At 73.5% G+C, this 24952-nt stretch carries 19 protein-coding genes; 4 read left to right on the top strand and 15 right to left on the bottom strand.

What is annotated here, in order from left to right:
• From IE321_RS27175 to IE321_RS27140, 8 genes are read right to left on the bottom strand one after another with little or no spacing between them, the layout of a single operon-like run.
• Positions 1 to 993, bottom strand: coding sequence for a 3-oxoacyl-[acyl-carrier-protein] synthase III C-terminal domain-containing protein (locus IE321_RS27175; RefSeq protein ID WP_190224874.1), 993 nt, complete (start codon positions 991 to 993; stop codon positions 1 to 3).
• Positions 990 to 2117: an acyl-CoA dehydrogenase family protein gene (locus IE321_RS27170; RefSeq protein ID WP_190224873.1), complete on the bottom strand. Its 1128-nt coding sequence runs from the start codon at positions 2115 to 2117 to the stop codon at positions 990 to 992. Before IE321_RS27170 ends, IE321_RS27175 begins: the two co-directional genes overlap by 4 nt.
• The gene (locus IE321_RS27165) at positions 2110 to 2439 is read right to left on the bottom strand and encodes an acyl carrier protein (protein WP_190224872.1); all 330 of its coding nucleotides are present in this window, start codon (positions 2437 to 2439) and stop codon (positions 2110 to 2112) included. Before IE321_RS27165 ends, IE321_RS27170 begins: the two co-directional genes overlap by 8 nt.
• Complete coding sequence (locus IE321_RS27160) at positions 2436 to 3335, bottom strand: 3-hydroxyacyl-CoA dehydrogenase family protein (RefSeq protein WP_226651410.1); 900 nt, start codon at positions 3333 to 3335, stop codon at positions 2436 to 2438. Before IE321_RS27160 ends, IE321_RS27165 begins: the two co-directional genes overlap by 4 nt.
• Entirely contained in the window at positions 3332 to 6838 is a 3507-nt protein-coding gene (locus tag IE321_RS27155) for a beta-ketoacyl synthase N-terminal-like domain-containing protein (protein WP_190224871.1), read from the bottom strand. Before IE321_RS27155 ends, IE321_RS27160 begins: the two co-directional genes overlap by 4 nt.
• 17 nt (positions 6839 to 6855) lie before the next feature.
• Positions 6856 to 7209 carry an acyl carrier protein gene (locus IE321_RS27150; RefSeq protein WP_063766118.1) on the bottom strand — a complete coding sequence of 118 codons (354 nt, stop codon included), beginning with the start codon at positions 7207 to 7209 and terminating at the stop codon, positions 6856 to 6858.
• Positions 7206 to 10283 (bottom strand): condensation domain-containing protein, encoded by a 3078-nt coding sequence (locus IE321_RS27145; protein ID WP_190224870.1) that lies wholly within the window; start codon positions 10281 to 10283, stop codon positions 7206 to 7208. The genes IE321_RS27150 and IE321_RS27145 overlap by 4 nt, the downstream gene beginning before the upstream one ends.
• The gene (locus tag IE321_RS27140; RefSeq protein ID WP_190224869.1) at positions 10280 to 12160 is read right to left on the bottom strand and encodes a non-ribosomal peptide synthetase; all 1881 of its coding nucleotides are present in this window, start codon (positions 12158 to 12160) and stop codon (positions 10280 to 10282) included. Before IE321_RS27140 ends, IE321_RS27145 begins: the two co-directional genes overlap by 4 nt.
• A gap of 555 nt (positions 12161 to 12715) precedes the next feature.
• Between IE321_RS27140 and IE321_RS27135 the strand changes: the two genes are divergently transcribed.
• Complete coding sequence (locus IE321_RS27135) at positions 12716 to 13261, top strand: GNAT family N-acetyltransferase (RefSeq protein WP_370531503.1); 546 nt, start codon at positions 12716 to 12718, stop codon at positions 13259 to 13261.
• A 131-nt stretch (positions 13262 to 13392) separates the two neighbouring features.
• Here the strand turns inward: IE321_RS27135 and IE321_RS27130 are convergent, their stop codons facing one another.
• Both IE321_RS27130 and IE321_RS27125 read right to left on the bottom strand, forming a co-directional pair.
• Positions 13393 to 14721 (bottom strand): class I SAM-dependent RNA methyltransferase, encoded by a 1329-nt coding sequence (locus IE321_RS27130; protein ID WP_043230226.1) that lies wholly within the window; start codon positions 14719 to 14721, stop codon positions 13393 to 13395.
• Positions 14722 to 14789: 68 nt separating this feature from the next.
• Complete coding sequence (locus tag IE321_RS27125) at positions 14790 to 16841, bottom strand: APC family permease (RefSeq protein WP_190224868.1); 2052 nt, start codon at positions 16839 to 16841, stop codon at positions 14790 to 14792.
• Between the two features lie 234 nt (positions 16842 to 17075).
• Here IE321_RS27125 and IE321_RS27120 point away from each other — a divergent pair, with 234 nt between their 5' ends.
• Both IE321_RS27120 and IE321_RS27115 read left to right on the top strand, forming a co-directional pair.
• Positions 17076 to 17744 carry a potassium channel family protein gene (locus IE321_RS27120; protein ID WP_043230230.1) on the top strand — a complete coding sequence of 223 codons (669 nt, stop codon included), beginning with the start codon at positions 17076 to 17078 and terminating at the stop codon, positions 17742 to 17744.
• Entirely contained in the window at positions 17744 to 18418 is a 675-nt protein-coding gene (locus IE321_RS27115; protein WP_043230232.1) for a potassium channel family protein, read from the top strand. Before IE321_RS27120 ends, IE321_RS27115 begins: the two co-directional genes overlap by 1 nt.
• Positions 18419 to 18550: 132 nt before the next feature.
• Here the strand turns inward: IE321_RS27115 and IE321_RS27110 are convergent, their stop codons facing one another.
• The 4 genes from IE321_RS27110 to IE321_RS27095 all read right to left on the bottom strand — a co-directional run bounded on the left by IE321_RS27110 (position 18551) and on the right by IE321_RS27095 (position 23142).
• Complete coding sequence (locus tag IE321_RS27110; RefSeq protein WP_190224867.1) at positions 18551 to 19306, bottom strand: DUF3159 domain-containing protein; 756 nt, start codon at positions 19304 to 19306, stop codon at positions 18551 to 18553.
• A gap of 3 nt (positions 19307 to 19309) precedes the next feature.
• Complete coding sequence (locus tag IE321_RS27105) at positions 19310 to 19708, bottom strand: OB-fold nucleic acid binding domain-containing protein (protein ID WP_078868359.1); 399 nt, start codon at positions 19706 to 19708, stop codon at positions 19310 to 19312.
• Positions 19709 to 19753: 45 nt separating this feature from the next.
• Positions 19754 to 20440, bottom strand: coding sequence for a response regulator (locus tag IE321_RS27100; RefSeq protein WP_043230235.1), 687 nt, complete (start codon positions 20438 to 20440; stop codon positions 19754 to 19756).
• A gap of 155 nt (positions 20441 to 20595) precedes the next feature.
• Complete coding sequence (locus IE321_RS27095) at positions 20596 to 23142, bottom strand: ATP-binding protein (protein ID WP_043230236.1); 2547 nt, start codon at positions 23140 to 23142, stop codon at positions 20596 to 20598.
• Positions 23143 to 23331: 189 nt separating this feature from the next.
• On the opposite strand from IE321_RS27095, the gene IE321_RS42905 reads away from it, so the two are divergent.
• Positions 23332 to 23733 carry a YciI family protein gene (locus IE321_RS42905; RefSeq protein WP_190224866.1) on the top strand — a complete coding sequence of 134 codons (402 nt, stop codon included), beginning with the start codon at positions 23332 to 23334 and terminating at the stop codon, positions 23731 to 23733.
• 57 nt (positions 23734 to 23790) lie between these two features.
• On the opposite strand, the gene IE321_RS27085 is transcribed toward IE321_RS42905, so the two are convergent.
• Positions 23791 to 24459: an ABC transporter ATP-binding protein gene (locus tag IE321_RS27085; RefSeq protein WP_226651495.1), complete on the bottom strand. Its 669-nt coding sequence runs from the start codon at positions 24457 to 24459 to the stop codon at positions 23791 to 23793.
• Between the last annotated feature and the right edge of the window lie 493 nt (positions 24460 to 24952).

The following is a 24952-nucleotide window of genomic DNA, read 5'->3' as shown; positions in this document are numbered from 1 at the left end:
TCACACCTCCCAGAGGGTCACGGCCCAGGCCGCGACCGGGCTGTTGTTGAGGACGAGCACCTGGTCGCCCGGGGCGAGTTCGCCGCGCGCGAGGAGCCGGTCGAGGTTGAGCACCACGTCCATGGCGCCCAGGTGGCCGTAGGCGGCGAGGTGTTCGCCGCAGACCGGATGGATGGGCAGGCCGAGGAGCGTCTCGTAGAACTGGTAGGCGCTCGCGGTGACGTTCTGCATGAGCGTCGTGGTGACGGCGGCCTTGTCGACGCCCGCGTCGGCGAGCACCTCGTCCACCATCCGGGAGAGCCTCATCCGGCTGTTCATGGCCAGCTCGAAGCGGTAGCGGTCGGCGGAGGCGCACTCCTCGCGCCACTCGTAGTACGGCACTTGCTTGTAGTCGACCCGGAACAGGTCGTGGAAGGTGCCGTCGGTCTCCTGCCGGTGCGCCCGCAGGACCGGCCGGCCGCCCCTGACCAGGGTCATCGCGTAGGCCCCGTCGCCGATCACGGTGACCGGGTGGCGGACCCGGTCGAGGCCGGTCGGGCGGCTGCCGTGGGCGATGAGCACGCTCTGCCGGGACGGGTCGGCGAGCAGCAGGTCGCGGCCGAGCGCCCAGGCGGCGCTGGAGCCGGTGCAGCCGAGCCCGTCGAGGGTGAAGGCGAAGGCGCCGTCGAGCTTCGCCTCGGCCTGGACGCGGCAGGCGTCCGAGCCGAGCAGGACGTCGGGGGCGCGGGGCCCCACGAGCATCAGGGTGTCGGGCCGGGCGGCGCCGGGGCCGGCCGCGTCGAGCCGGTCGAGCAGGCCGCGGACGGCCAGGGCGGCGAGGTCGCCGGCGGTGGTGTCCTCCAGGACGCCGACCGTCTCGATGCCGCTGCCGCGGGCGAACTCGGCTTCCTCCGGGGTGAGTCCGGAGAACTCGGGGAGGTCCCCCAGCGGGGTGCGGACGGTGGGCAGGACCGTGTGGACGGCGCCGATGCCGATGGAGGTGTCGGGGCTCATGACCACACCCCCAGGGCGTGCTTGCCGAGCAGCAGCTGGCTGATCTCGTTGCTGCCCTCGATGATCTCCATCAGCTTGGCGTCCCGGTAGGCGCGGGCCACCGGGCCGCCGTCGTGGGCGCCCGCCGAGGCGAGCACCTGGACGGCGGCGGCCGCGCCGCGGGCGGCGTGCCCGGCGGCGAGGTGCTTGGCGGTGACGGCGGAGACGACGAGCTCGGGGCTGTTCTCGTCCCAGCCGCGGCTGGCCCGCTCGCAGCAGCCGGCCGACGCCTCGTGGGCGACGTGCAGCTCGGCCAGGTGCCGGGCGACGAGCTGGTGGGCGGCGAGCGGCACGCCGAACTGCTGCCGGGTCGCGGCGTGCGAGGCGGCGGCCCGCAGGCACGCCCGCAGGATGCCGACGCAGCCCCAGGCCACGGAGACGCGGCCGAAGGTGAGCGCGGAGGTCACCAGCCAGTCGACGGGGAGCCCGGCGCCGCCGAGGAGGCGGTCGGCGGGCAGCCGGACGTCGTCGAAGGTGACGTCGGCGTGTCCGGCGGCCCGGCAGCCCAGGGGGGCGGGGACCCGCTCCACGGTCACGCCGGGCGTGTCCGTGGGGACGACCACCGCGCCCGCCCCGGAGCCGTGGCGGCCGAAGACGACGAGGAGGTCGGCGTAGGCGGCGACGGTGATCCAGGACTTGCGGCCGTCGAGGACGACGGTGTCGCCCTCGACGCGGATCGTGGTCGTCATCGCGCCGAGGTCGCTGCCGGCGCCGGGCTCGCTGAAGGCGACCCCGGCGAGCCTGCCGGAGGTCAGCTCGCGCAGGTGGACGGCCTTCTGCTCGTCGCTGCCGAGCCGCTCGACCGTCCAGGCGGCCATGCCCTGGGAGGTCATCACGCTGCGCACGGAGGAGCACAGGGCTCCGACGTGGGCGGTGAGCTCGCCGTTCTCTGCGCTGCTCAGGCCGAGACCGCCGTACGCGGCGGGCACCTGGGCGCACAGCATGCCCTTGCCGCCGAGTTCGCGCAGCACGTCGAGCGGCAGCTCGCCGGCCAGGTCCCAGCCGTCGGCGCGGTCGCCGATCAGCTCGGTGGCGAGCTGCTCCGCCTCGGCGCGGGCGGTGCTCACCGGCGTCGGCTCATTCATCGCCGCCGCCCCGGAGGCGAAGGACGAGGGCGGTCATCGCGTCCACGCTGCGGAAGTTGTCGAGCGTGAGGTCGGAGCCGCCGACCTGGACGCCGAAGGACTGCTCGACGTGCACCAGCAGCTCCATGGCGAACAGGGAGGTGACCAGACCGGTGGAGAAGAGGTCGACGTCGGCGGCGACGGCGGTCTTCGTGCGCTGCTCCAGGAACGCGGTCAGCGTCTCGCGGACGGCGGTGGTGTCCTCGGCCGGGGCCGCGTCCTGCCCGGTGGGGGTGGCCTGCGCGGGGGCGGTGGTGTCCTGCTCGGTGGTGGGGGTGCTCATGACGTGCTTCCTCCGTATGCGAAGAATCCGCGGCCGGTCTTGCGGCCGAAGTCGCCGGCGGCGACCTTTTCCAGGAGCAGGGCACAGGGCTCGTAGCCCGCGTCCCCGGTGCGCTCGTGCAGGACGCGCAGGGAATCCACCACGTTGTCGAGGCCGATGAGGTCGGCGGTGGCGAGCGGGCCGGTGGTGTGGCCGAGGCAGCCCTCGAAGGCGGCGTCGACGGAGGCCGGGTCGGCCACGCCCTCGGCGACGATCCGGGCGGCCTCGTTGATCATGCGCTGGAGGATCCGGTTGATCACGAAGCCGGGTCCGTCGCCCACCACGACCCCGCGCTGACCCAGGACCTCCAGGAGGGCCCGGGCGGCCTCCACCGCGGCCTCGCCGCTGCGCGGGCCGCGGATCAGCTCCGCGGTGTGGATCAGGTAGGGCGGGTTCATGAAGTGGATGCCGACCAGGTCCTCCGGGCGGGCCACCGCGTCGGCCTGCTCGTCGATCGGGACGGCCGAGGTGTTGGAGATCAGCAGGGTGCCGGGGGCGACCACGGCCGAGACCTCGGCGAGCACCTTCGCCTTGAGCGGGGCCAGTTCGGTGACGGCCTCGACGACGGCGGTCGCCCCGGCGACGTCCGCGAGGCGGGTGGTGGTGACCAGTTCGCCGGTGGCGCCCTCGCGCGGCAGCTTGCCCATCATCCGGGCGAAGCGCAGCTGGCCGGCGACCGCGGTGCGGGCCTTGTCGAGAACGGCTTCGGAGACGTCCACGAGGACGACGTCGACGCCGCGGCCCAGGGCCAGGGTGGTGATGCCGGTGCCCATGACGCCCGCGCCGATGACCGCGAGCCGGTGTCCGCTCCGCGGGGCGCCGTCCCGGGAGCCGGTGTCCGTCGGGTTCTCGCTCACTTCTCCCCCTCGACGCGCTCGGTGCGCTCGCTCGTGACGCCCGCGGTCTCCGCCGCGCCCTCGGCCGCCAGGGCCGGGAGGAGCGAGCCGATGTCCTCGGTGCGGTGGGCCAGGAAGGCCAGTCCGGCGCGCAGCTGCTCGCCGGTGACCAGCGGGGACAGCCCGGCCTTGCGCAGCCACGGCTGCCAGCCGCGGGCCTGCACGCCGGCCTCGTCCAGCTCGTGGCCCTCCATCTCGTAGAGCGCGGTCGCGGACAGCACCTTGCTGCCGGTGGCCGTGGCGCGCTCCGCGACCAGCCGCTGCCATTCGGTGAGCGACACGGTGCGGGTGGGCAGGCCCGCCGCCTCCAGGGCCTCGAAGAGGTCCTCCAGGCTCGGCGAGATCTCGTCGACCAGGTGGTAGGCGCGGCCCACCGACTTGGAGGAGACGGCGAGTTCGGCGACCGCGCGGGCCAGCACGTCGACCGGGGAGACCGGCATGCCGCGGTCGTCGACCGGGCGGGCGCCGACGACCAGGCCGCTGGCGAGCAGGAACCAGATGAGGTCCTTGTCGTTGCAGGCGCCGGTCTTGCTGGAGGCCATGATCAGGCCGGGGCGGAAGACCCGGACGCGCATGCCGTCCTGGTCGGCGCGCTCCAGGATCCGCTCGCCGACCCACTTGCTGACGCCGTAGCCGCCGAGCTGCGGGTCGAGCGGCTGCTCGCGGGTCTCCATCAGCATGCCGTCGGTGCCGGCGGGCGCGGTGGCGGCGACGGTGGAGATGAAGCTGATGTCGCGGATGCCGAGCGGGCGCATCCAGTTGAGCAGCCCGACCAGCGGCAGGATGTTGTCGTCGCGCAGCATGCGGTAGGGCTCGGTGAAGACGACCTTGGCGGCGCAGTGCAGGACGTGGCCGACGCGGGTGGCGAGCTCGCCGCCGCGATAGGTGGCGCAGACGCCGGCGATGTCGCGCAGGTCGCCGGGGACCGCGTGGACGCGCTCCGGGTCGGGCTCGGCGAGGCCGAACTTGGCGGCGGTGGCCTTGAGCCGGGCCATGCCCTCGGTCTCGTCGGCGGCGCGGACGACGCAGTAGACGCGGCCCTTGGAGGCGCGCAGCAGCTCGTCGAGGAGGAAGGCGCCGAGGTAGCCGGTGGCGCCGGTGAGCAGGACGTCCTTGCCGGGCGCGTTCTTCTTGGCCAGCGGCTCCAGGGGGATCTGGAGGTCGGCGTCGACGAGCGCGCCGTCGCCGTCGGCCGCCGGGTCGACCTCCTCGTCGCCGAGGCCGGCGCCGTTGAGCAGCCCCTCGACGATGGTGGTGAGGCGGCGGACGGTGGCCTGGCTGCCGCCGGCCCGGTGGATGTTGACCAGGACGCCGAAGCGCTGCTGGATCTCCAGGACCAGCTGTACGGAGAGGAGCGAGGTGCCGCCGAGCGCGGCGAACTCGTCGTCCAGGCCGATGGTCTCGTGCCCGAACAGGTCCTTCCACAGCTGGACCAGCCCGGCCTCGACGGTGCCCTCGCCCACGGTGGAGGTCCCGCCGGCGCCGGGTGCGGCCGGCGCGGCGGCGACCGGGCCGTCGTAGGTGAGGCGGTCGAGGGCCCAGTGGCGCTTGCGGGTGAAGGGGTAGGTGGGCAGCGCCAGGCGGCGGCCGTTCCGGCCGGCGAGCACCTGCCATTTCACCTCGGCGCCGTGCAGCCACGCGGTGGTCACCACGTCGTCGAGGAGGTCGGCGAGGGTGTCCTCGTCCAGCGGGGCGGCCGGGTCCGGCAGTGTGACGACATGGCGGCCGCGCGCGGGCTCGCCGTGTCCGACGAGGATCGGGAACCTGCCCTCGGGCAGGTTCTCCTGAGAGGCCGTCAGCGGCTCGTCGAGGCCGGGGAGGGCGGCGCGGAGGGCGACGAGGAGAGCGGCCGGCGGCTGCGGGGCGTCCGCCGGGGGCAGGACGAGCAGGGGGCCGCGGCCGGTGACCCGCTCGGTGCGCACGGCCGGCGGCCGGGGCATCCGCAGCGCGGCGGCCAGGCGCTCGCGAGGCGCGGTGACCACGCGCCGCTCGTCGAAGACGGCGCGGCCCACGCGCAGGGTGTGGGCGACGTCCTCGGCGTCGAGCCCGCCCTCGTCGAGGGCGTCGGCCAGCCGGCGGCCGGCCTGGTCGAGCTCGGCGCGGGTGCGGGCCGAGAGGACGAGGCGTACGGTGGCTCGGCTCGGCGCGGCGGGGCGTACGGGCCGCGGCGGGGCGGCGAGCACGACGGCGGCGTTGGTGCCGCCGACGCCCATCGAGTTCACCAGGACGTGGCGGTCGCCGTCGGCGCACTCCTCGCCGGTGGTGGTGACGAAGAAGGGGCTCTCGTCGAGGATGCCCGGGTCGCGGGGCCGCTCGAAGGTCGGGTGCGGCGGGATCTTGCCGGTGCGGGCGACGTGCACCGCCTTGATGAAGCCGGCGATGCCCGCGGCGGGGCCGGTGTGCCCGATGTTGGACATGACCGAACCGAGCGCGCAGTAGGCGGTCTTGTCGGTGGTGGCGCGGAACGCCCGGTTGAGGGCGATGAGTTCGATGTTGTCGCCGACCGGGGTGGCGGTGCCGTGCGCCTCGACGTAGCGGAGCTTGTCGGCGCCGACGCCGGCGGTGCCGAGGGCGGCCGCGACGACGTCGGCGACGCCGCGCGGGCTGGGAGCGATGAAGCCGAGCCGGTCGCCGCCGTCGTTGCCGACGGCGCTGCCGCGGATGACGGCGAGCACGTTGTCGCCGTCGGCGAGCGCGTCGTCGAGGCGGCGCAGGGCGACGACGCCGACACCGGAGCTGTACGTGGTGCCGGTCGACTCGGCGTCGAAGGAGCGGCAGTAGCCGTCCTCGGAGAGCACGCCGCCGGGCTGGTGGCGGTAGCCGCGGAAGGGTTCGAGGACCGTCGCGCCGCCGGCCAGGGCGATGTCGCACTCGCCGGAGAGCAGGCTGAGGGTGGCGTAGTGCACGCCGTACAGCGAGGAGGAGCAGCCGGTCTGGAGGCTGACGGCGGGGCCGCGCAGGCCCAGCTTGTAGGCGGCGCGGGAGGTCATGAAGTCGGCCTGTCCGCCGACGGTGAGTTCGAGGTCGTCGACGGCCGCGCGCAGTCCGGACTCGCGGGCCTTCGCGGCGAGCAGGGCGGCGGAGTAGTTCCCGGCGGCGCTGCCGGCGAACACGCCGACGACGGGCCCGTCCTTGCGCACGGGGTGGCCGGCGGTCTCCAGCGCCTCCCAGCAGGCTTCCAGGAAGATCCGCTGCTGCGGGTCGATGGTCTCGGCCTCGCGGGGCGGGTAGCCGAAGAAGTCGGAGGCGAAGTCCTCGACGCCGGGCAGCGAGGTGGCGACGCGGACGAAGGCCGGGTCGGCGAGCATCTCGTCGGTGACGCCGGCGGATCTCAGCTGCTCGGGGGACATCTCCCGCATGGAGACGACGCCGCGGTCGATGTTGCGCCAGAACTCCTCGGGAGTGGTGGCGTCGGGGTAGCGCAGGCCGATGCCGATGACGGCGATGTCGGTGCTGTTGCTCATGGTCCGGGGTCCCTCGCTCACTCGGAGACGGACTGGTCGCGGCGCGCGCGGCCCAGCAGGCCGCCGCGGTTGCGCGCGCCGAGCTCGGTGAGCCGCTCCTCGGCGCCGGAGGTGTCCGCCAGCAGGGCGGCCTGCGCCCTGACGGTGCTGTGCTGGAAGAGGTCGGATACCTTCAGCGTCCGCTCCGTGAGCGGCTCCAGCTCCTCCCACAGCATGATGAGGAGCAGGGAACTCCCGCCCGCCTCCAGGAAGTTGACGTCGTCCGGCACCTGGTCGGCGGTGTCCAGGTCGAGGACGTCGGCCCATGCCTGACGGACCTGGTCGAGCAGCTCGGTCCCGGTGGTCGGGGTGGTGGCCACGGTGTCGTTCACGGAGTACTCCTGGTGAAGGGGTGGGAGTCGGGGTCGGCGGCGAGGTCTTCGGCGGCGGCGACCACGTCGGTGAGCAGGGCCTGCGCCGTGTCCCGGGTGAAGAGGTGGACGGCGTAGGCCAGGGCGAGGTCGAGCCGGTCGCCGGCCGCCTCGGTGGCGACGAGTTCGAGCTCGTACTTGAGGTGCAGCGGTTCCAGCGGGAGGAACCGGGCGGTGGTCCCGTCCGCCGGTGCGGCCGGTCCGGTGTCGCCGCTCTGGGCGCTGAGGAACACCGGGGTGAGGGCGGGCCGGCTGAGGTCGCGGTCGCTGTGCAGTTCGTTGGCGAGGACGTCGAGGGCCACGTCGGCGTGCCGGTAGGAGACGGAACAGGACTCCTTGACCCGGCCGAGGAGTTCCCGCCAGGTCGGTTCGCCGCGCAGGTCGATCCGGAGGATCAGGGTGTTGACGAACATCCCGATCGCCTCGGTGGCGTCCGGGGCCTCACGGCCGGCCCACGGGAAGGCGAAGAGGAAGTCGCGCTGGTCGCCGCGCCGGGCCAGGGCCACGGCGAGCAGGGCCGCGGTGGTCATGAAGAGCGTGCAGCCGTTGACGTCGGCGGCGACGGCGCGCAGCCGTGCGGCGGTCCCCGCGGGCAGCCGCGCGGTGAGCAGGGTCGCTTCGGTGGACTGGAGTTCGGTGCGCGGCCAGTCGTGGGGCAGCGCGATGTCGTTGGGCGCGCCGCGCAGGTGGTCCAGGAGGGCGGCGGCGCGCTCCGCCTCCCGCGCCGGGGTGGTGGGGTCGGCCGGTGCGAGCCGGGCCGGGTGCACCGGCTCCGGGAGCAGCGGCTCGGCGCCGGAGGCCAGGGCGCGGTACGCCGTCCCGATCTCGGCGAGCAGCAGGTCGCGGGACCAGCCGTCGGCGACGATGTGGTGGACGACCAGGGCGAGGACGGTCCGGTCGGGCCCGAGCGTGAGGATCTCGGCGCGGGCGGGCGCCTCCTTGCCGAGGTCCACCGGAGCCCAGCACAGGTGGGACAGCCGGCTCCGCAGGATGTCGGGGTGCCAGTCCGCCGCGTCGCTGACCGTGACCGGGGCCGGGGCGCAGCTGGTGTAGTAGCAGACGTGCCGCTTGCGCCGGTCGAGGCAGAACACCGAGGACAGGGCGGGGTGGCGGCCGAGGACGAGGTCCACGGCCCGGCGCAGGACGTCGGGGTCGACGGCTCCGCCGTACTCGACGAGCGTGGGGATCAGGTAGGCGGAGCGCAGCGACGGCAGCCGGTCGAGGAACCAGAAGCGCTGCTGCACCGGCGAGGCGGGGTAGGCCTCGTCGTCCGCGGCGGCCACCGGTTCGGCGGCTTCGGGAGCGGCCTCGGCGGCCCGGGCGGCGGCCCGCGCCTCGGTGAGGAGGAGGGCGAGGCCGGCGACCGTGGGGTGCGGCAGGAAGGCGCGCGGCGAGACGGCGGCGCCGTGCCTGCGCTTGGCCTCGGCCAGCATGGTGACCGCGAGCAGCGAGTGGCCGCCGAGGGCGAAGAAGTCGGAGTCCGCGGTGAGCGTGCCCGCGTCCGGCGCGGGCCCGAGACCGCCGCGCCCGCCGAGCGCGGTCACGAAGAGGTCCGCGGCCTCCGCCTCGGCGCCGACGAGCGCGGGCCCGGACGGGACGCCGGCCGAAGCCGGTGAGCCGGTGGCCGGCGCGGCGGGCGAAGGGACGGCGGACGGGAGGGGGGACGGCGGGACGGGCTCGGGCGGCAGCTCGTCGGTGGTCGGCTGGCCCGGTGCCTCCGGCAGGGCGGCCAGCGGCGCGTCGGGGTCCGCGACCGCCGCGTCGAGCAGGGCGGCCAGGCCCTCGGCGAGGGCCCGCGCGGTGGCGGGGCCGTACAGCTCGGTGTCGTACTCGACGGTGACGGACAGGCCCTCGGGCCCGTCCTCCAGGATCAGCAGCAGGTCGAACTTGGCCGTGCCGGTGCCGAGGACGACGGGCGCGGTCCAGCCGGTGCGGCCGGCCCGGGGCACGGGCGAGTTCTGGTAGACGAACCCGACGTCGACCAGCGGACGGCGGCCCGTCCCGTGTGCGGCGGCCACGGCGGCGGTGAGCCGGTCGAAGGGCACGCGCTGGTACGACAGCGAGCGGAAGGCCTCCTTGCGCGTGGCCGTGCACAGCGCGCGGAAGGAACCGGCGGGGTCGACCCGGCAGCGCAGCGGCACGTTGTTGACGAAGAAGCCGACGGCCTCCTCCAGGCCGGGGTGGTCCCGGTTGGCCGTCATCGTGCCGAGCAGGAAGTCGGCGCGGCCCGACCAGCGGCGCAGGACGGCCTGGACGGCCGCGGTGAGCACCACGTACGGCGTGGCGCGCAGCGTGCGGGCGAGCTCCTCGATCCCGGTGCGGACCGGCGGCGGGACGGTGAGGGTGAGCTGCGCGCCGGTCCGGCCGCCGTCCGGGGCGGCGGGACGGTCGGCGCGGCCGGCCAACCGGAGCCCGGGGGCGACGGCCCGCAGCTCGGCGACGCGCTCCTCCAGGGCCCGTACGGCCTCCGGGGCGTGCTCGGCGGCGCGTTCGAGTACGGCGAAGTCGGCGTAACGGGTGGGAAGTTCGGGCAGCTCCACCGGATCGCCGGCGGCGGCTGCCCCGTAGGCACGGGCGAGGTCGTCGAAGAGCGGCGCCAGGGACCAGCCGTCCACGGCGATGTGATGGACGGTGAGCAGGACGGCGTCGCCGTCGGGCAGGCCCTGCCACAGCGTGCAGCGCAGCAGCGGTCCGGCCGCGAGGTCGAAGGGTGCCCGGCCGCGCTCCCCCGCCTCCCGCTCGGCGCGGGCGGCGGCGTCGGGGGCGCCGGTGAGGTCGACGACCTCGACGGGCACCGGCCCGGGCGCGCGCACCTCCTGCGCCGGGTGCCCGTCGGCGAGCCGGTAGACGGTGCGGAGCGGTTCGTGCCGCGCGGTGACCGCCTCCAGGGCGAGGGAGAGGGCCTTGGGGTCGAGGGGGCCCCGGGCGCGGAAGAACAGCGGGACGTTGTACGTCGGATTGCCGGGCGCGGCGGCGTCGGCGAACCACAGCCGCTCCTGCGCGAAGGAGAGCGGTGCGGGAGGGGTTCCGGTCACGGGGCGGCCGCCAGGGGGATCGAGGCCACGTGGGCGGCCAGCTCGTCGAGGCTGTCGGTCAGCAGCACGGCGCCGGCGTCGACGCGCACGTCGAGGCGCTGCCGCACCCGCGCGGCGACCTGCATGGCGAGGATGGAGTTGCCGCCGAGGTCGATGAAGTTGGCGTCGGGATCGACGGCTCCGCCGGCCTTGAGCACGTCCCGCCAGATGTCCTGGAGCACGGCGAGCACGGAGGCGTGAGCGGTGTCCGCCGAGGGGGCGGCGGGCCCGCCGGACGGGGTGGGACCGCCGGGGTCCGCGGGCGGGGTGGCGGCGGGCACGGCCGATGCGGCGGGCGCGTCGAGCAGCCGCAGCAGCCGGCTGCGGTCGGCCTTGCCGGTCGAGCCGAACGGGACCCGGTCGAGGACCAGCCAGCGCGACGGGAGCATGTAGCTCGGCAGGGTCTCGCGGAGGCGGCGGTCGAGGGCGGCGGGCAGCTCCGCGCGGTCCGGTCCGGCGGCGGCCTCGGGCGAGGGCAGGAAGAAGCCGACGAGCGAGGCGGCGGCGCCCTCCCCGGCCTTCTCGACGAAGGCGGCGTCGGCGAGGCCGCAGACCATGGCGGCGCGCTCGATCTCCTCCAGCTCGATCCGGAAGCCGCGCAGCTTGACCTGCCGGTCGGTGCGGCCGAGGAGTTCGACGGCGCCGCTCGGCAGCAGTCGGCCGGTGTCGCCGGTGCGGTAGATCCGCTCACCGGTCGAGGGCAGGGTGACGAAACGCTCCTTCGTCAGCTCGGGGCGAGCCAGATACCCGAGGGCGACACCCGGCCCTCCCACGCACAGCTCACCGGTCTCCCCCGCCGGCACCTCGCGCAGCTCCGCGTCCAGGAGGTGCAGGGAGGTCTCCTGGAGCGCGAAGCCGACCGGCACCCGGTCGAGCCCCGCCAGGTTCGCGTCCGTGCAGTCGAAGTACGCGGCGAAGGTCGTCGTCTCGGTCGGGCCGTAGCCGTTGACCAGCCGGCCGGGCGGCCGGGCGGCCAGCACCCGGCGCACCGCGCCCAGTTCGAGCTGCTCGCCGCCGACCACGACGGTGCCCACCGGGGCGAAGGCGTCCGCGCTCTCGCGCGCCACGGTGTGGAAGAGCGAGGTGGTGAGGAACATGGCGTCGATCCGCTCGGCGGCGATCAGCGCGGCCCACTCGTCCATGGCCAGCTCGGTCACGGAGGGGAAGATCACGACGGTCGCGCCCGCGCAGAGCGCGTTCCACACCTCGAAGGTGGTGGCGTCGAAGGCCGGGTTGGCGGAACAGGCCACCCGGTCCCCCGCCTCGACCGTGCAGAACAGCGCGTTGAGGGCGAGCCGCAGCACGGCCCGGTGCGGCACGACGACGCCCTTCGGGCGCCCGGTCGACCCCGAGGTGAAGTTCACGTACGCCGGGTCGTCCCGGTCGGTGGCCGGCCCGGGCACCGGCAGACCGGGATCGCGCTCGGGCAGGTCGAGCGGCTCGACGCCCTCGGGCAGCCAGGACGCCAGACCGGCCCAGCGGTCGCCGGCGGCCCGCCCGGCCCCGGGGGCACGGACGATCACCCGCGAGCCGGACTCGCCGACGATGTCCGCGAGCCGGCCCGTGGGGGCGAGACCGTCGAGGGGGAGGTAGGCGGCGCCGCAGCGCAGGATGCCGAGGAAGGTGACGATCAGGTCGACCGAGCGGTCCTGCGCGACCGGGACGAGGTCGCCCCGGCCGACCCCGCGACGGGCCAGCTCGGCGGCGAGCCAGCCGGAGCGCCGCCACAGCTCGCGGTACGAGAGCGCCCGGCCGCCTTCCGGGTCGCGTACCGCGCAGGCGTCGGGCTCCCGCTCGACCCATCGCGCCACGACCTCGTGCACGCCGACTGCCGCCATTTCCTGCCTCTCCACTGAATCCGAAATGAACTGCGCGTGAATCGGTACCGGCTCATCCCCAGCCGTGGTCACCGGTCCCGCCGGCGAGGACGAGACGACCGCCCGTGGACGCGGGAACGACGGCGGCGTTCCGGCCCCAGCCGTGATCCGCCGCGATCCGGTCGGCCGTTCCGTCGACGGAACCGGCCCCCGCGGGAAGTTCACCCGAGGCCGCCGGGGCAGCCGCGAGAAGAATGGCCGAAAAAGCCATCCCGGCGGACTTGATTAACCGGTCGGTAACCATCTCTCTCCGTTTCTTCGGACGGCCGTCAGGAGATTCCGGCCGCATTCGCTTTCCGGCACGACATCGTGTGACGGGGAAGCAGCACGGAGCAACGAAGCACGAGCGCACGCCTGTGCGGCGCACGTTCGTGCGAACCGGTGAAACGGACATCCCGGACAGCCCCGAAGGGCGCGTCCCCGGCCGTTCACCTATCGTCGGCACCGTTCACCAGCAAGGTGGGGGGCCTTCATCCACCCGCCCCGGCAGCCGGATCCGACCCGAGAGAGGCCCCCGTGACACTCATCGGCCATGACCTGACAGACTCCGCCCGACTGTGCCCGCTGGAGCCGTGGCAGGCGGAAGAATTCGCCGCGTACGTCGACCGGGTACGGCCACATCTCGCGCCGTGGCTGCCGTGGGCGCACTCCGTCGTCGACGCCGACTCGGCCCGCCGATTCCTCCAGCGGTACGCCGATTCACAGGCTCAGGACGGCGGCCGCATTTTCGGCATCCGAGTCGACGGAAGACTGGAGGGCGGGGCACTGTTCCGCGTCTTCGACACGCCTTCAGGAATTTGCGAAATGGGCGTCTGGCTCTCCCCCGAAGCCCAGGGAAAGGGCCTCGTCACCCGCACCGCCCGCCACCTGGCGGACTGGGCCCTGAATACCCGAGAAATGCACCGCGTGGAATGGCGGGTAACCCCCTCGAACACCCGCAGCATCGCCGTGGCGAAGCGCCTGGGAATGCGACACGAAGGCACCCTGCGAGAAGCCTTCCCCTTCAACGGCACCCGCCAGGACCTCCAGATCTGGACCCTCCTGCCCACCACCCCCCACTGACCACCACCCCGGAACCCACCCCCCGGCCGACGGCCTCACCGCCACCCCAGGGCGCCCCCGAAAAAGACAGGGGCCCGGACCGCACACGCGGCCCGGGCCCCAACGGCCCTCTCACCCCACGAAACCCCGGGTCAGTCGTCCTTCTTCACCGGCTCCAGAATCGCCACGCACTCCACGTGGTGCGTCATCGGAAACAGGTCGAACGCCCGCAGCGTCCGTACCCGGTACCCGCGCTCCGCGAAGTAGGAGATGTCGCGGGCGAGGGCGGCCGGGTCGCAGGCCACGTAGGCGATGCGGCGGGCGCCGAGGCCGGCGAGGTGGTGGACGGTCTGCTTGCCGGCGCCGGCGCGCGGGGGGTCGAGGACGATGAGGTCGACCTCGGTGATGCCGGTGCGGGGGAGGACGGACTCGACCTTGCCCTGCTCGACGCGGACGCGCGGGAAGACGGCCAGGTTGTGGCGGGCGTCCTCGACGGCGCGCTTGCCGGACTCGATGCCGAGGACGGCGCCCGCCTCGCCGACGCGGTCCGCGAGGGCGCCGGCGAAGAGGCCGACGCCGCAGTAGAGGTCGAGGGCGGTGTCGCCCTTGCGCGGGAGGAGGCCCTGCATGACGGCCTTCATGAGGGTGTCGGCGGCCTTCGGGTGGACCTGCCAGAAGCCGCCGCTGCCGACGCGGTGGGTGCGCTCGTCGGCGCGCTCGCGGACGAAGGCGCGGCCGTGGACGCGGTGGACGCCGCCGTCCTTCTCGTCGACGCGCATCACGGAGACCGGCTTGTCGAGCTCGACGAGCGGGAGGCGGGCGCCGGGGCGGGGGGTCAGGATGACCTGGCGGTCGTTCGAGCCGGAGGCGGCGATCGCCTCGACGGTGGCCATGCCCTCCCAGGTGCGGGATTCGATGCCCAGCTCGGAGACGCCCGGCGCGGCGATCATGCAGTGGTCGACGACCTCGACCTCGTGCGAGCGGTGCTTGCGCAGGCCGGCGCGGCCCTCGGTGTCGATGGCGTACTGGACGCGGGTGCGCCACTGGGGGACCTCGCCCGCCGGGAGCTTGTCGCCCTCCGCGGGGACGACGGTGCCGTCCCAGCCGGCCTCCTCCGGGGTGAGGCCGGCGAGCCGCTGCAGCTGCTCGGCGATCACCTCGCCCTTGAGGCGGCGCTGGGCGCCCGGCTTGGCGTGCTGCCAGTCGCAGCCGCCGCACTTGCCGGGGCCGGCGAAGGGGCACGGCGCCTCGATGCGGTCCTTGGAGGCGTCGAGGATCTCGACGGCGTCGGCGCGCAGGAAGCGGCTGCTCTCGTCGCCCTCCGTGACGCGGGTCCGGACGCGCTCGCCCGGCAGCGCGTGGCGGACGAAGAGGACGCGGCCCTCCTCGGTGCGGGCGATGCAGTGGCCGCCGTGGGCGACGGGCCCGACCTCGACCTCGTACTCCTCCCCGATCAGGGACTTCACAGGGGTGTTCTGCATGATCGGGGGCTCCAGTGACAGAAGGGGGAAAAGAAAGGGGGCCGCTGTTCGCACAGCAGCCCACCAGTCTAGTTGCTCTTCGCCGTCGGTTCCTTCTTGGCCTTCTCGACGGGGCCGCGGCGGACCGAGCCCGGCGCGTTCCACTCCTGGCGCTTCCTCGCCCGCTTCTTCGCGGCCTCGGAGGACTGGAGCTGGTAGGGGACGGAGGTGACCATCACGCCCGGGGTGAAGAGGAGCCGGCCCTTGAGGCGGAGCGCGGACTGGTTGTGGAGCAGGTGCTCGTACCAGTGGCCGACGACGTACTCGGGGATGTAGACCGAGACGGCGTCGCGCGGGCTCTCCTTGCGGAGGTTCTTCACGTACTCGATGACCGGCCGGGTGATCTCGCGGTACGGCGAGTCGAGGATCTTCAGCGGCACGTTGATGCCGCGCCGCTCCCATTCCTCCTTGAGCGCCTTGGTCTCCGCCGGGTCGACGTTGACGGTGAGCGCCTCCAGCTCGTGGGCGTGCAGCAGCTTGGCGTAGGCGAGGGCCCGCAGGGTGGGCTTGTGGAGCTTGGAGACGAGGACGACGGACCGGACCCGGGAGGGGCGGACGTACTCGTCGGGGCGCTCCTCGGCGGCGGCGATCTCCGCGGCGACGGAGTCGTAGTGGCGGCGGATCGCGGTCATCGTCACGTAGAAGATCACCATGCCGAGCAGGGCGACCCAGGCGCCGTGGGTGAACTTGGTGGCGAGGACGACGACGAGGACGAGGCCGGTGAAGAAGGCGCCGAAGGCGTTGATCGCGCGGGAGCGGATCATGTGGCGGCGCTTGGCCGGGTCCCGCTCGGTCCGCAGGTGCCGGTTCCAGTGCCGGACCATGCCGATCTGGCTGAGCGTGAAGGAGACGAAGACGCCGACGATGTACAGCTGGATGAGGCGGGTGGAGTCGGCGCCGTAGACCACCACGAGGAGCGCGGCGGCGCCGGCGAGGAGCACGATGCCGTTGGAGAAGGCGAGCCGGTCGCCGCGGGTGTGCAGCTGGCGCGGCAGGTAGCGGTCCTGGGCGAGGATCGAGCCGAGGAGCGGGAAGCCGTTGTACGCCGTGTTGGCGGCCAGGAAGAGGACGAGCGCGGTGGCGGCGGCGAGCAGGATGAAGAAGAACGTTCCGTCGCCGAAGACGGCGGCCGCGACCTGGGAGATGACCGGGTCCTGGACGTAGCCCTCGCCGACCGGGACGCCGTTCACCAGCAGGTCCTCGGCGGGCTTCTCGGCCATCCGGACGTCGGTGGCCTGGGCGAGGAAGATGATGCCGCAGAACATGGTGACGGCGAGGCCGCCCATGAGCGCGAGGGTGGTGGCGGCGTTCTTCGACTTCGGCTTGCGGAAGGCGGGGACGCCGTTGGAGATGGCCTCGACGCCGGTGAGGGCGGCACAGCCGGAGGAGAAGGCGCGCAGCAGCAGGAAGATCAGGGCGAAGCCCGCGAGTCCCGGGTGCTCCGGCTTGATCTCGAAGTCGGCGGTGGGCGCCTTCATGGTGTCGTCGAGGACCAGGCCGCGCCAGGCGCCCCAGGCGATCATGCAGAAGACGCCGAAGACGAAGACGTACGTCGGGACGGCGAAGAGGCTGCCGGACTCCTTCACTCCCCGGAGGTTCATCACGGTGAGGAGGACGATCACGGCGACGGCACAGGCCACCTTGTGCTCGACGACGAAGGGGATGGCGGAGCCGAGGTTCTCGATGCCGGAGGAGATCGAGACGGCGACGGTGAGGACGTAGTCGACGAGCAGGGCGCTCGCGACGGTGAGTCCGGCCCTGGGACCGAGGTTGGTGGTGGCGACCTCGTAGTCGCCGCCGCCGCTCGGGTACGCGTGCACGTTCTGGCGGTAGGAGGCGACGACCGTGAACATCAGGACGACGACGGCCAGCGCGATCCACGGGCTGAAGTGGTAGGCCGACAGACCGGCGGCGGAGAGGACGAGGAGGACCTCGCCCGGTGCGTACGCCACCGACGAGAGCGGGTCGGAGGCGAAGACGGGGAGGGCGATCCGCTTGGAGAGAAGGGTCTCTCCGAGCTTGTCGCTGCGCAGGGCCCGCCCGATCAGGATCCGTTTGGGCACGTCGGTCAGTTTGGACACGCAGAGGATCGTAAGCGTTCGAAAAGAGCCACGCGCACCGGCACCCCCGATCGGCACCGAATCTCCCTGAGTATCACCTCGGATGCGGTCCCGGCCAGCGATGCCGCTTAAGCTCGGACCGGGCAACCCGGCAGGGTGTTGTCCGCCACGGCCCGGGCCGATCGGGTGAGGAAAGTTGTGAGCAGGGTGTTTTCGCAGGTCAGCAGGGCGATCAGGAGTGCGGGGTAAGGGGACGTGCACATCGTCATCATGGGCTGCGGGCGAGTGGGAGCCGCTCTCGCGCAGACCCTGGAGCAGCAGGGCCACACGGTCGCCGTAGTGGACCAGGACCCGACGGCTTTCCGCCGTCTGGGCTCCGGCTTCGGCGGCCGGCGGGTCACCGGGGTGGGCTTCGACCAGGACACCCTGCGCGAGGCGGGGATCGAGGAGGCCGGTGCCTTCGCCGCGGTGAGCAGCGGCGACAACTCCAACATCATCGCGGCCCGGGTGGCGCGCGAGATGTTCGGCATCGAGAACGTGGCGGCGCGGATCTACGACCCCCGGCGTGCCGAGGTCTACCAGCGCCTGGGCATCCCGACGGTGGCGACGGTCCGCTGGACCGCCGACCAGATGCTGCGCCGGCTGCTGCCCTCGGGCGCGGAGCCGCTGTGGAGCGACCCGAGCGGCGGCGTCCAGCTCGCCGAGGTGCACACCTCCCCGGCGTGGATCGGCCACAAGATCAGCCGGCTCCAGGACGAGACCGGTGTGCGGGTCGCCTTCCTGACCCGGCTGGGCGAGGCGGTCATCCCCAGCTCGCAGACGGTGCTCCAGGAGGGCGATCTGGTGCACGTGATGATGCGGACGGACGAGATCACCAAGGTCGAGGCGGCCTTCGCCGAGGGCCCCGAGGAGGGCGGTCACTGATGCGTGTCGCGATTGCGGGCGCGGGTGCGGTGGGCCGTTCCATCGCGGGCGAGCTCCTGGAGAACGGCCACGAGGTCCTGCTCATCGACAAGGCGCCGACCGCCATCTCGGTGGAGCGGGTGCCGCAGGCGGAGTGGCTGCTGGCCGACGCCTGTGAGATCACCTCGCTGGACGAGGCGGCGCTCCAGCGCTGCAACGTGGTCATCGCGGCCACCGGCGACGACAAGGTGAACCTGGTCGTCTCGCTGCTCGCGAAGACCGAGTACGGCGTGCCGCGGGTGGTCGCCCGGGTGAACAACCCGAAGAACGAGTGGCTGTTCAACGAGGCGTGGGGCGTGGACGTGGCCGTCTCCACCCCGCGTCTGATGTCGGCCCTGGTGGAGGAGGCGGTGAGCGTCGGCGACCTGGTCCGGCTGCTCCGCTTCAGCCACGGCGACGCCAACCTCGTGGAGCTGACGCTGCCGCCGGAGTCGGCGGTGGCGGGTACGCAGGTGGGCGAGGTCCCCTGGCCGCAGGACACCTCGCTGGTGACGATCATCCGCGGTTCGCGGGTGCTGACGCCGAGCCCCGAGGAGACCCTGGAGGCCGGCGACGAGCTGCTGTTCGTGGCGGCGCAGGCCCGCGAGGAGCAGCTGGAGGAGCTCCTCCAGGTCCGCCGGGAGCCGGCGGAGTAGCGTCGTGCCGTACGCGGAAGGGCCCGGGACCGTCACAGGTCCCGGGCCCTTCGCGTGGGTCGGCGGCGCGCCCGGGGGCGTCCGGTCGGCCGGGTGTGCTCCTCGGAGGCGTCCGGTCGGCCGGGTGTGCTCCTAGGAGGCGTCCGGTCCGCCGGTGGCGCGGGCCGCGGCGGCCTTGCGCTCCTCCTCGGCCTTCTCCTCGGCCTCCATCTCGGCGAAGACGTCGATCGGCGGCGGCGCCTTGGCGAGGAAGACCCAGGTGAGGTAGACGGCGAGCAGGAAGGGCGGGATCTTCAGCGCGACGAGGACCCAGCCGAGCTGGGTGGTGTCGGCCCACCAGTAGAGCGGGAAGAGGATCGCGCACTTGGCGAGCAGGATCAGGCCCCAGGCCCAGCTGGCCTTGGCGTAGGCCTTCTTCCGTCCGGGGTTCCGGGTCCGCCAGGAGAGGTTCTCCTTGAAGACCGGGCCGAGGATGAGGCCGATCAGCGGGACGCCGGCGAGGGTGGTGACGATGTACGCGAGGGCGAGGCCCAGCGTGTACACCATGCCGGGGAGGTAGAAGTCCTTGGCGTTGCCGGTCATCATCGCGAAGACGACGCCGAAGGCGACGCCGAAGACGCCGCTGAAGGCGTGCTTGACGGTGTCGCGGCGGATGAGCCGGACGGCGACCAGGAGCAGGGAGACGCCGAGGGCGGCGATGGCCGAGCCCTGGAGGTTCTTGTTGATCGTGTAGATCGTGACGAAGAGCAGTCCGGGCAGGACCGTCTCGACCATGCCCCGGACGCCGCCGAACGCCTCGAAGAGCGCGGCCTCGGTCACCGCCTTGTCGGTCCGGGCGTCCTGGTCCGGGATCGGCGGTGCGGTGGTCGGCTTGTCGACGGACGTCACCGGCTACTCCTGTCCGAGCGGTCGGAGCTCGTATTTGGGGTTGAAGAGGACCCGCCGGCCGTGGCTCATGGAGATCCGGCCGGAGGCGATCAGCTTGCGGCCGGGCTCGATGCCCACGATGGAGCGCCGGCCCAGCCAGACGACGTCCAGCGGCGCGGTGCCGTCGAACAGTTCGGCCTCCAGGGCGGGCACACCGGCCCGGGGGCGCAGCGTGACCGTGCGCAAGGTACCAGTCACCTTGACGATCTGGCGGTCGGAACAGTCGGAGATCCGCGTGCAGCCCGAGGCCGCCGTGTCCTCCTGGAGCTCCTCCGACTCCAGGTCCTCCGGCGAGGAGGAGAGCCGGTCGAGCATCCGGCGGAACCGGCCTGCCGGCTTGTCGGTACGGGGTGCAGCACTCATACCCAAAAGCGTACCGGCCGCGGCGGACACGGGAGCGGGCCCGTCTCAACGTTCGAAGCGGTAGCCCATCCCCGGCTCGGTGACGAAGTGGCGGGGGTGCGAGGGGTCGGTCTCCAGCTTGCGGCGCAGCTGGGCCATGTAGACCCGCAGGTAGTTGGTCTCGGTGCCGTAGGAGGGCCCCCAGACCTCCTGGAGGAGCTGCTTCTGGCTGACGAGGCGGCCGCCGTTGCGGACGAGCACCTCCAGGAGGTGCCACTCGGTGGGGGTGAGCCGGACGTCCCGGCCGTCGCGGTGCACCTTCTTGGCGGCGAGGTCGACGGTGAAGTCGTCGGTCTCGATCACGACGACGCCGTCCTCGGCGCCGCCGACGGGCTCGGCGCGGCGGACGGCGGCGCGCAGCCGGGCGAGGAGCTCGTCCATGCCGAAGGGCTTGGTGACGTAGTCGTCGGCGCCGGCGTCGAGCGCCTCGACCTTCTCGTCGGAGGTGTGCCGGGCGGAGAGGACGATGATCGGGACCCGGGTCCAGCCGCGCAGCCCCTTGATGACGTCGACGCCGTCGAGGTCGGGCAGGCCGAGGTCGAGGACGACGACGTCGGGGTGGCGCTCGGCGGCGAGCTTGAGGGCGGTGGCGCCGTCGGGGGCGGAGTCGACCTCGTACTTCCGCGCCTTGAGGTTGATCACCAGGGCGCGGACGATCTGTGGCTCGTCGTCGACCACGAGGACCCGGGTCATGTCGGGGGCCTTCCTTCTGCTGTACGGGGACGGGTACTGGCTGCTGGTGCGGGGGCGGGTGCGGGGCCGCCGTACGGGGACGGGCGGTGCGTACGGACGCGGGCGCCGCCGTACGGGACGGGGTACGGGCCTCCGGGGCGGGGCCGGGCGCGGGGTCAGGTCACCGCGTGGGCCGGCAGGTCGGCCGGGGGCGCCGGGGGTCCGCCGGGGGCGGCGCGCAGGGTGAGGACCATGGTGAGGCCGCCGCCCGGGGTGTCCTCGGCGCTGATGGTGCCGCCCATGGCCTCCACGAAGCCGCGGGCGACGGCGAGGCCGAGGCCGACGCCGGAGCCGCGCGGGGCGTCGCCGAAGCGCTGGAAGGGCTCGAAGATCCCGTCCTTGGAGTCGTCGGGGACGCCGGGGCCGCGGTCCACCACCCTCAGCTCGACGCGGTCGCCCAGGGCGCTGGCGGCGACGGCGACGGGCACGCCGTCGGGGCTGTACTTGACGGCGTTCTCGACGATGTTGGCGACGGCCCGTTCCAGGAGGCCCTTGTCGACCTCGACCATGGGCAGGGTCTCGGGGACGTCGGCCTCGGCGCTGCCGTCCGGCACCCCGCCGAGGGCCATCGGGACGACCTCGTCGAGGTCGACGGCGCGGATGAGCGGGGTGACCGTGCCGGTCTGGAGGCGGGACATGTCGAGGAGGTTGCCGACGAGGTGGTCGAGGCGGTCGGCGCCGGCCTCGATGCCCTCCAGGAGTTCGGCGCGGTCCTCCTCGGACCATTCGACGTCGTCGGAGCGGAGCGAGGAGACGGACGCCTTGATGCCGGCGAGCGGGGTGCGCAGGTCGTGGCTGACGGCGGCGAGGAGGGAGGTGCGGATCTTGTTGCCCTCGGCGAGCTTGCGGGCCTCCTCGGCCTCGCCGACGAGCCGCTGCCGGTCGAGGACGACGGCGGCCTGGGCGGCGAAGGCGCCGAGCACCCGGCGGTCCTCGGCGGGCAGCACCCGGCCGCTCAGGGCGAGGGCGAGGTGGTCGCCGACCGGCATGTCCACGTCGGCGTCCTCGGGCCGGGGTGCCGGATGCGGGCCGACGGTGGCGGCCTGGGTCCAGGGCTCGCCGCCGCCCACCCGCTCCAGCAGGGCGACGGACTCCATCGAGAAGGTCTCCCTGACCCGTTCCAGGAGGGCGTCGAGGCTGGTCTCGCCGCGCAGCACGCTGCCCGCGAGGTAGGACAGCACCTCGGACTCGGCGCGCAGCCGGGCGGCCTGGTGGGTGCGGCGGGCCGCGAGGTCGACGACGGAGGCGACGGCCATGGCGACGCCGAAGAAGACCGCGATGGCCACGATGTTCATCGGGTCGGCGATGGTGATCCGGTGGATCGGCGGGGTGAAGAACCAGTTGAGCAGCAGCGAGCCGACGGCGGCCGAGGCGAGCGCCGGCAGGAAGCCGCCGAGCAGCGCGGACGCGACGGTGAGCGCCAGGAAGAGCAGCATGTCGTTGGCGAGGCCGAGGTCCGCGTCGGTATGGGTGAGGACCAGGGCGAGCACGATCGGCGCGGCGACGCCGACGAGCCAGCCGCCGATGATCCGCGAGCGGCCGAGCCGGGCCCCGCGGGCGACCGGGAGGCCGCGGCCCTTGGCGACCTCGCCGTGGGTGACGATGTGGACGTCGAGGTCGGGGCCCGACTCGCGGGCGACGGTCTGGCCGACGCCGGGGCCGAGGACGTACTGCCAGGAGCGGCGGCGGCTGGAGCCGAGGACGATCTGGGTCGCGTTCACGCCCCGGGCGAAGTCCAGCAGGGCGTTCGGTATGTCGTCGCCGACGACGTGGTGGAAGGTGCCGCCGAGATCCTCGACGAGGGTCCGCTGGACCGTCAGCTCCTTCGGCGAGGCCGAGGTGAGGCCGTCGCTGCGGGAGATGTAGACCGCCAGGACCTCGCCGCCGGCGCCCTTCTCGGCCAGCCGGGTGGCGCGCCGTATCAGGGTCCGGCCCTCGGGGCCGCCGGTGAGGCCGACGACGATCCGCTCGCGGGCCTGCCAGGTGGAGCGGATGTTGTGCTCGCCCCGGTACTGGCGGAGGTACTCGTCGACCCGGTCGGCGGTCCAGAGGAGGGCCAGCTCGCGCAGGGCCGTGAGGTTGCCGGGGCGGAAGTAGTTGGAGAGGGCCGCGTCGACCTTGTCCGACTTGTAGATGTTGCCGTGGGCCATGCGGCGGCGCAGCGCCTCGGGCGACATGTCGACCAGTTCGATCTGGTCGGCCCGGCGGACGATCTCGTCGGGGACGGTCTCGCGCTGCCGGACGCCGGTGATCGCCTCGACGACGTCGCCGAGCGATTCCAGGTGCTGGATGTTGACGGTCGAGACGACGTCGATGCCGGCGGCGAGGAGTTCGGCCACGTCCTGCCAGCGCTTGGGGTTGCGGGAGCCGGGGACGTTGGTGTGGGCGAGTTCGTCGACGAGGGCGACGGCGGGGCGGCGGGCCAGGACGGCGTCGACGTCCATCTCGGTGAAGACGGCGCCGCGGTACTCCAGCTCGCGCCGGGGCAGCTGCTCCAGGCCGTGCAGCAGCACCTCGGTGCGCGGCCGGCCGTGGTGCTCGACGAAGCCGACGACGCAGTCGGTGCCGCGCTCCACCCTGCGGTGGGCCTCGGCGAGCATGGCGTAGGTCTTGCCGACGCCGGGTGCCGCGCCGAGGTAGATCCGAAGCTTGCCACGTCCCATGGACCGACCATACGTCCGGCCGATCGGACATTCCGCACCCGGAGGAACACCCCGGTGCGGTATTGACGTGATTCTGATGCGCGGATCCCGCGCCGGGGGGCCGCGCCGTGTCGAGAACGCGGATCCGGCTCCGACCCCTGGGTGACGGCGGGCCGCGGGGCCCGTCGCGACACGCACGAGGAGCACCTCATGAAGTACATGCTGCTGATGCAGTTCAGCTCGCGGACCCTCGACGTCCCCTCGATGGCCGAGTGGGCGCCGGAGGACGTCCGGGCCCACATCGACTTCATGATCGCCACGAACGGCAAGCTGACGGCCTCGGGCGAACTGCTCCAGGCGGAGGGGCTGACGATGCCGGAGACGGCGCGGATCGTCCGGGCGGGCGCGGACGGCGCGCCGCCGGTGGTGACCGACGGCCCCTTCGCGGAGACCAAGGAGTTCCTGGCCGGCTGGTGGATCGTGGAGGTCGGCTCCGAGGAGCGGGCCCTGGAGATCGCCGCCGAGGTGTCGGCGGCGCCGGGTCCGCGCGGGGTGCCGATGAACATGCCGATCGAGGTCCGGGAGATCCCCGCGGGCCCGCCGGAGGTCTGAGCTTCGGAGCCGACGGTGCCGCCCGCCCGCCTGTCGGCGGGCGGCTCGGGCTCAGGCTCAGGCTTCGACGATCTCGCCGTCGCGCAGTTCGAGGACCCGGTCGGCGAGGCCGAGGAGCTGGTGGTCGTGGGTCGCGACGAGGGCGGTGCAGCCCTCGCTGCGGACCACGGCCCGGAGCAGTTGCATCACGGCGAGGCCGGTCTCGGCGTCGAGCTGGCCGGTCGGCTCGTCGGCGATGAGCAGGGCGGGCTTGTTGGCGAGGGCGCGGGCGATCGCGACGCGCTGCTGCTGGCCGCCGGAGAGCTCGCCGGGGCGCTGGGCGGCGTGGTCGGCCAGGCCGACGAGGGCGAGGAGGAGCGCGACCCGCTCCTCGCGCTCGGCGGGGTCCGCCTTGCGCAGGCGCAGCGGGACGCCGACGTTCTCCGCGGCGGAGAGGATGGGCAGCAGGCCGAAGGACTGGAAGATGAAGCCGATCCGGTCCCGGCGCAGCTCCAGGAGGCCCTCCTCGCCGAGCGTGGAGAGGTCGGTGCCGTCGATGACGATCCGGCCGCCGTCGGCGCTGTCGAGGCCGCCGACGAGGTTGAGCAGGGTGGTCTTGCCGGAGCCGGAGCGGCCCTTGAGGGCGACCAGCTCTCCGCGCGGGATGTCGAAGGAGACGCCCTTGAGGGCGTGGACGGCGGCCTCGCCCTCACCGAAGGACCGACGCAGGTCCTCCACCCGGATCATCGGGCCCCCGGCGGGGTCCTCGACGACGGCCGTCGCGGACTGCGTGCTGTTCTCGCTCACCCTGCGCTCCCCCTCCTCGAACACGTGCGCTGGCCAGTATGGTCGGCCACCGCCGCCGAGACCAGAGTCCGGACCCCGGAGGAGACCCCGATCTCCGGACGGGCGAACCCGTTTTACGGACGGGGAAGGGCCGTGGGGGTCCGCCCGGGGCCCGCTCAGAGTTCTCTACGGGCCGCCCGGCCGGGAGGGCGTACTGGCCCGTGGCCGCAGGTCGCCGTGCGTCCTGCGGGAAGCCGGGGGGGGGCCGGGGTCAGGTCGAAGGGCCGAGGTCAGGCCGGAGGACCGAGGTCGGGCCGGAAGGCCGAGGTCAGGCCAAGGGCCGGGGTCGGGCCGGAAGGCCGAGGTCAGGTCGAAAGGCCAGTGTCGGGCCGGAGGACCGAGGTCAGGTCGAAAGGCCAGTGTCGGGCCGGAGGACCGAGGTCAGGTCGAAAGG

Source organism: Streptomyces hydrogenans, assembly GCF_014656075.1.
Classification (GTDB): Bacteria; Actinomycetota; Actinomycetes; order Streptomycetales; family Streptomycetaceae; genus Streptomyces; species Streptomyces hydrogenans.
The sequence above is the reverse complement of the archived record's forward strand: the minus strand, read 5'-3'. Positions and strand labels throughout refer to the sequence as shown.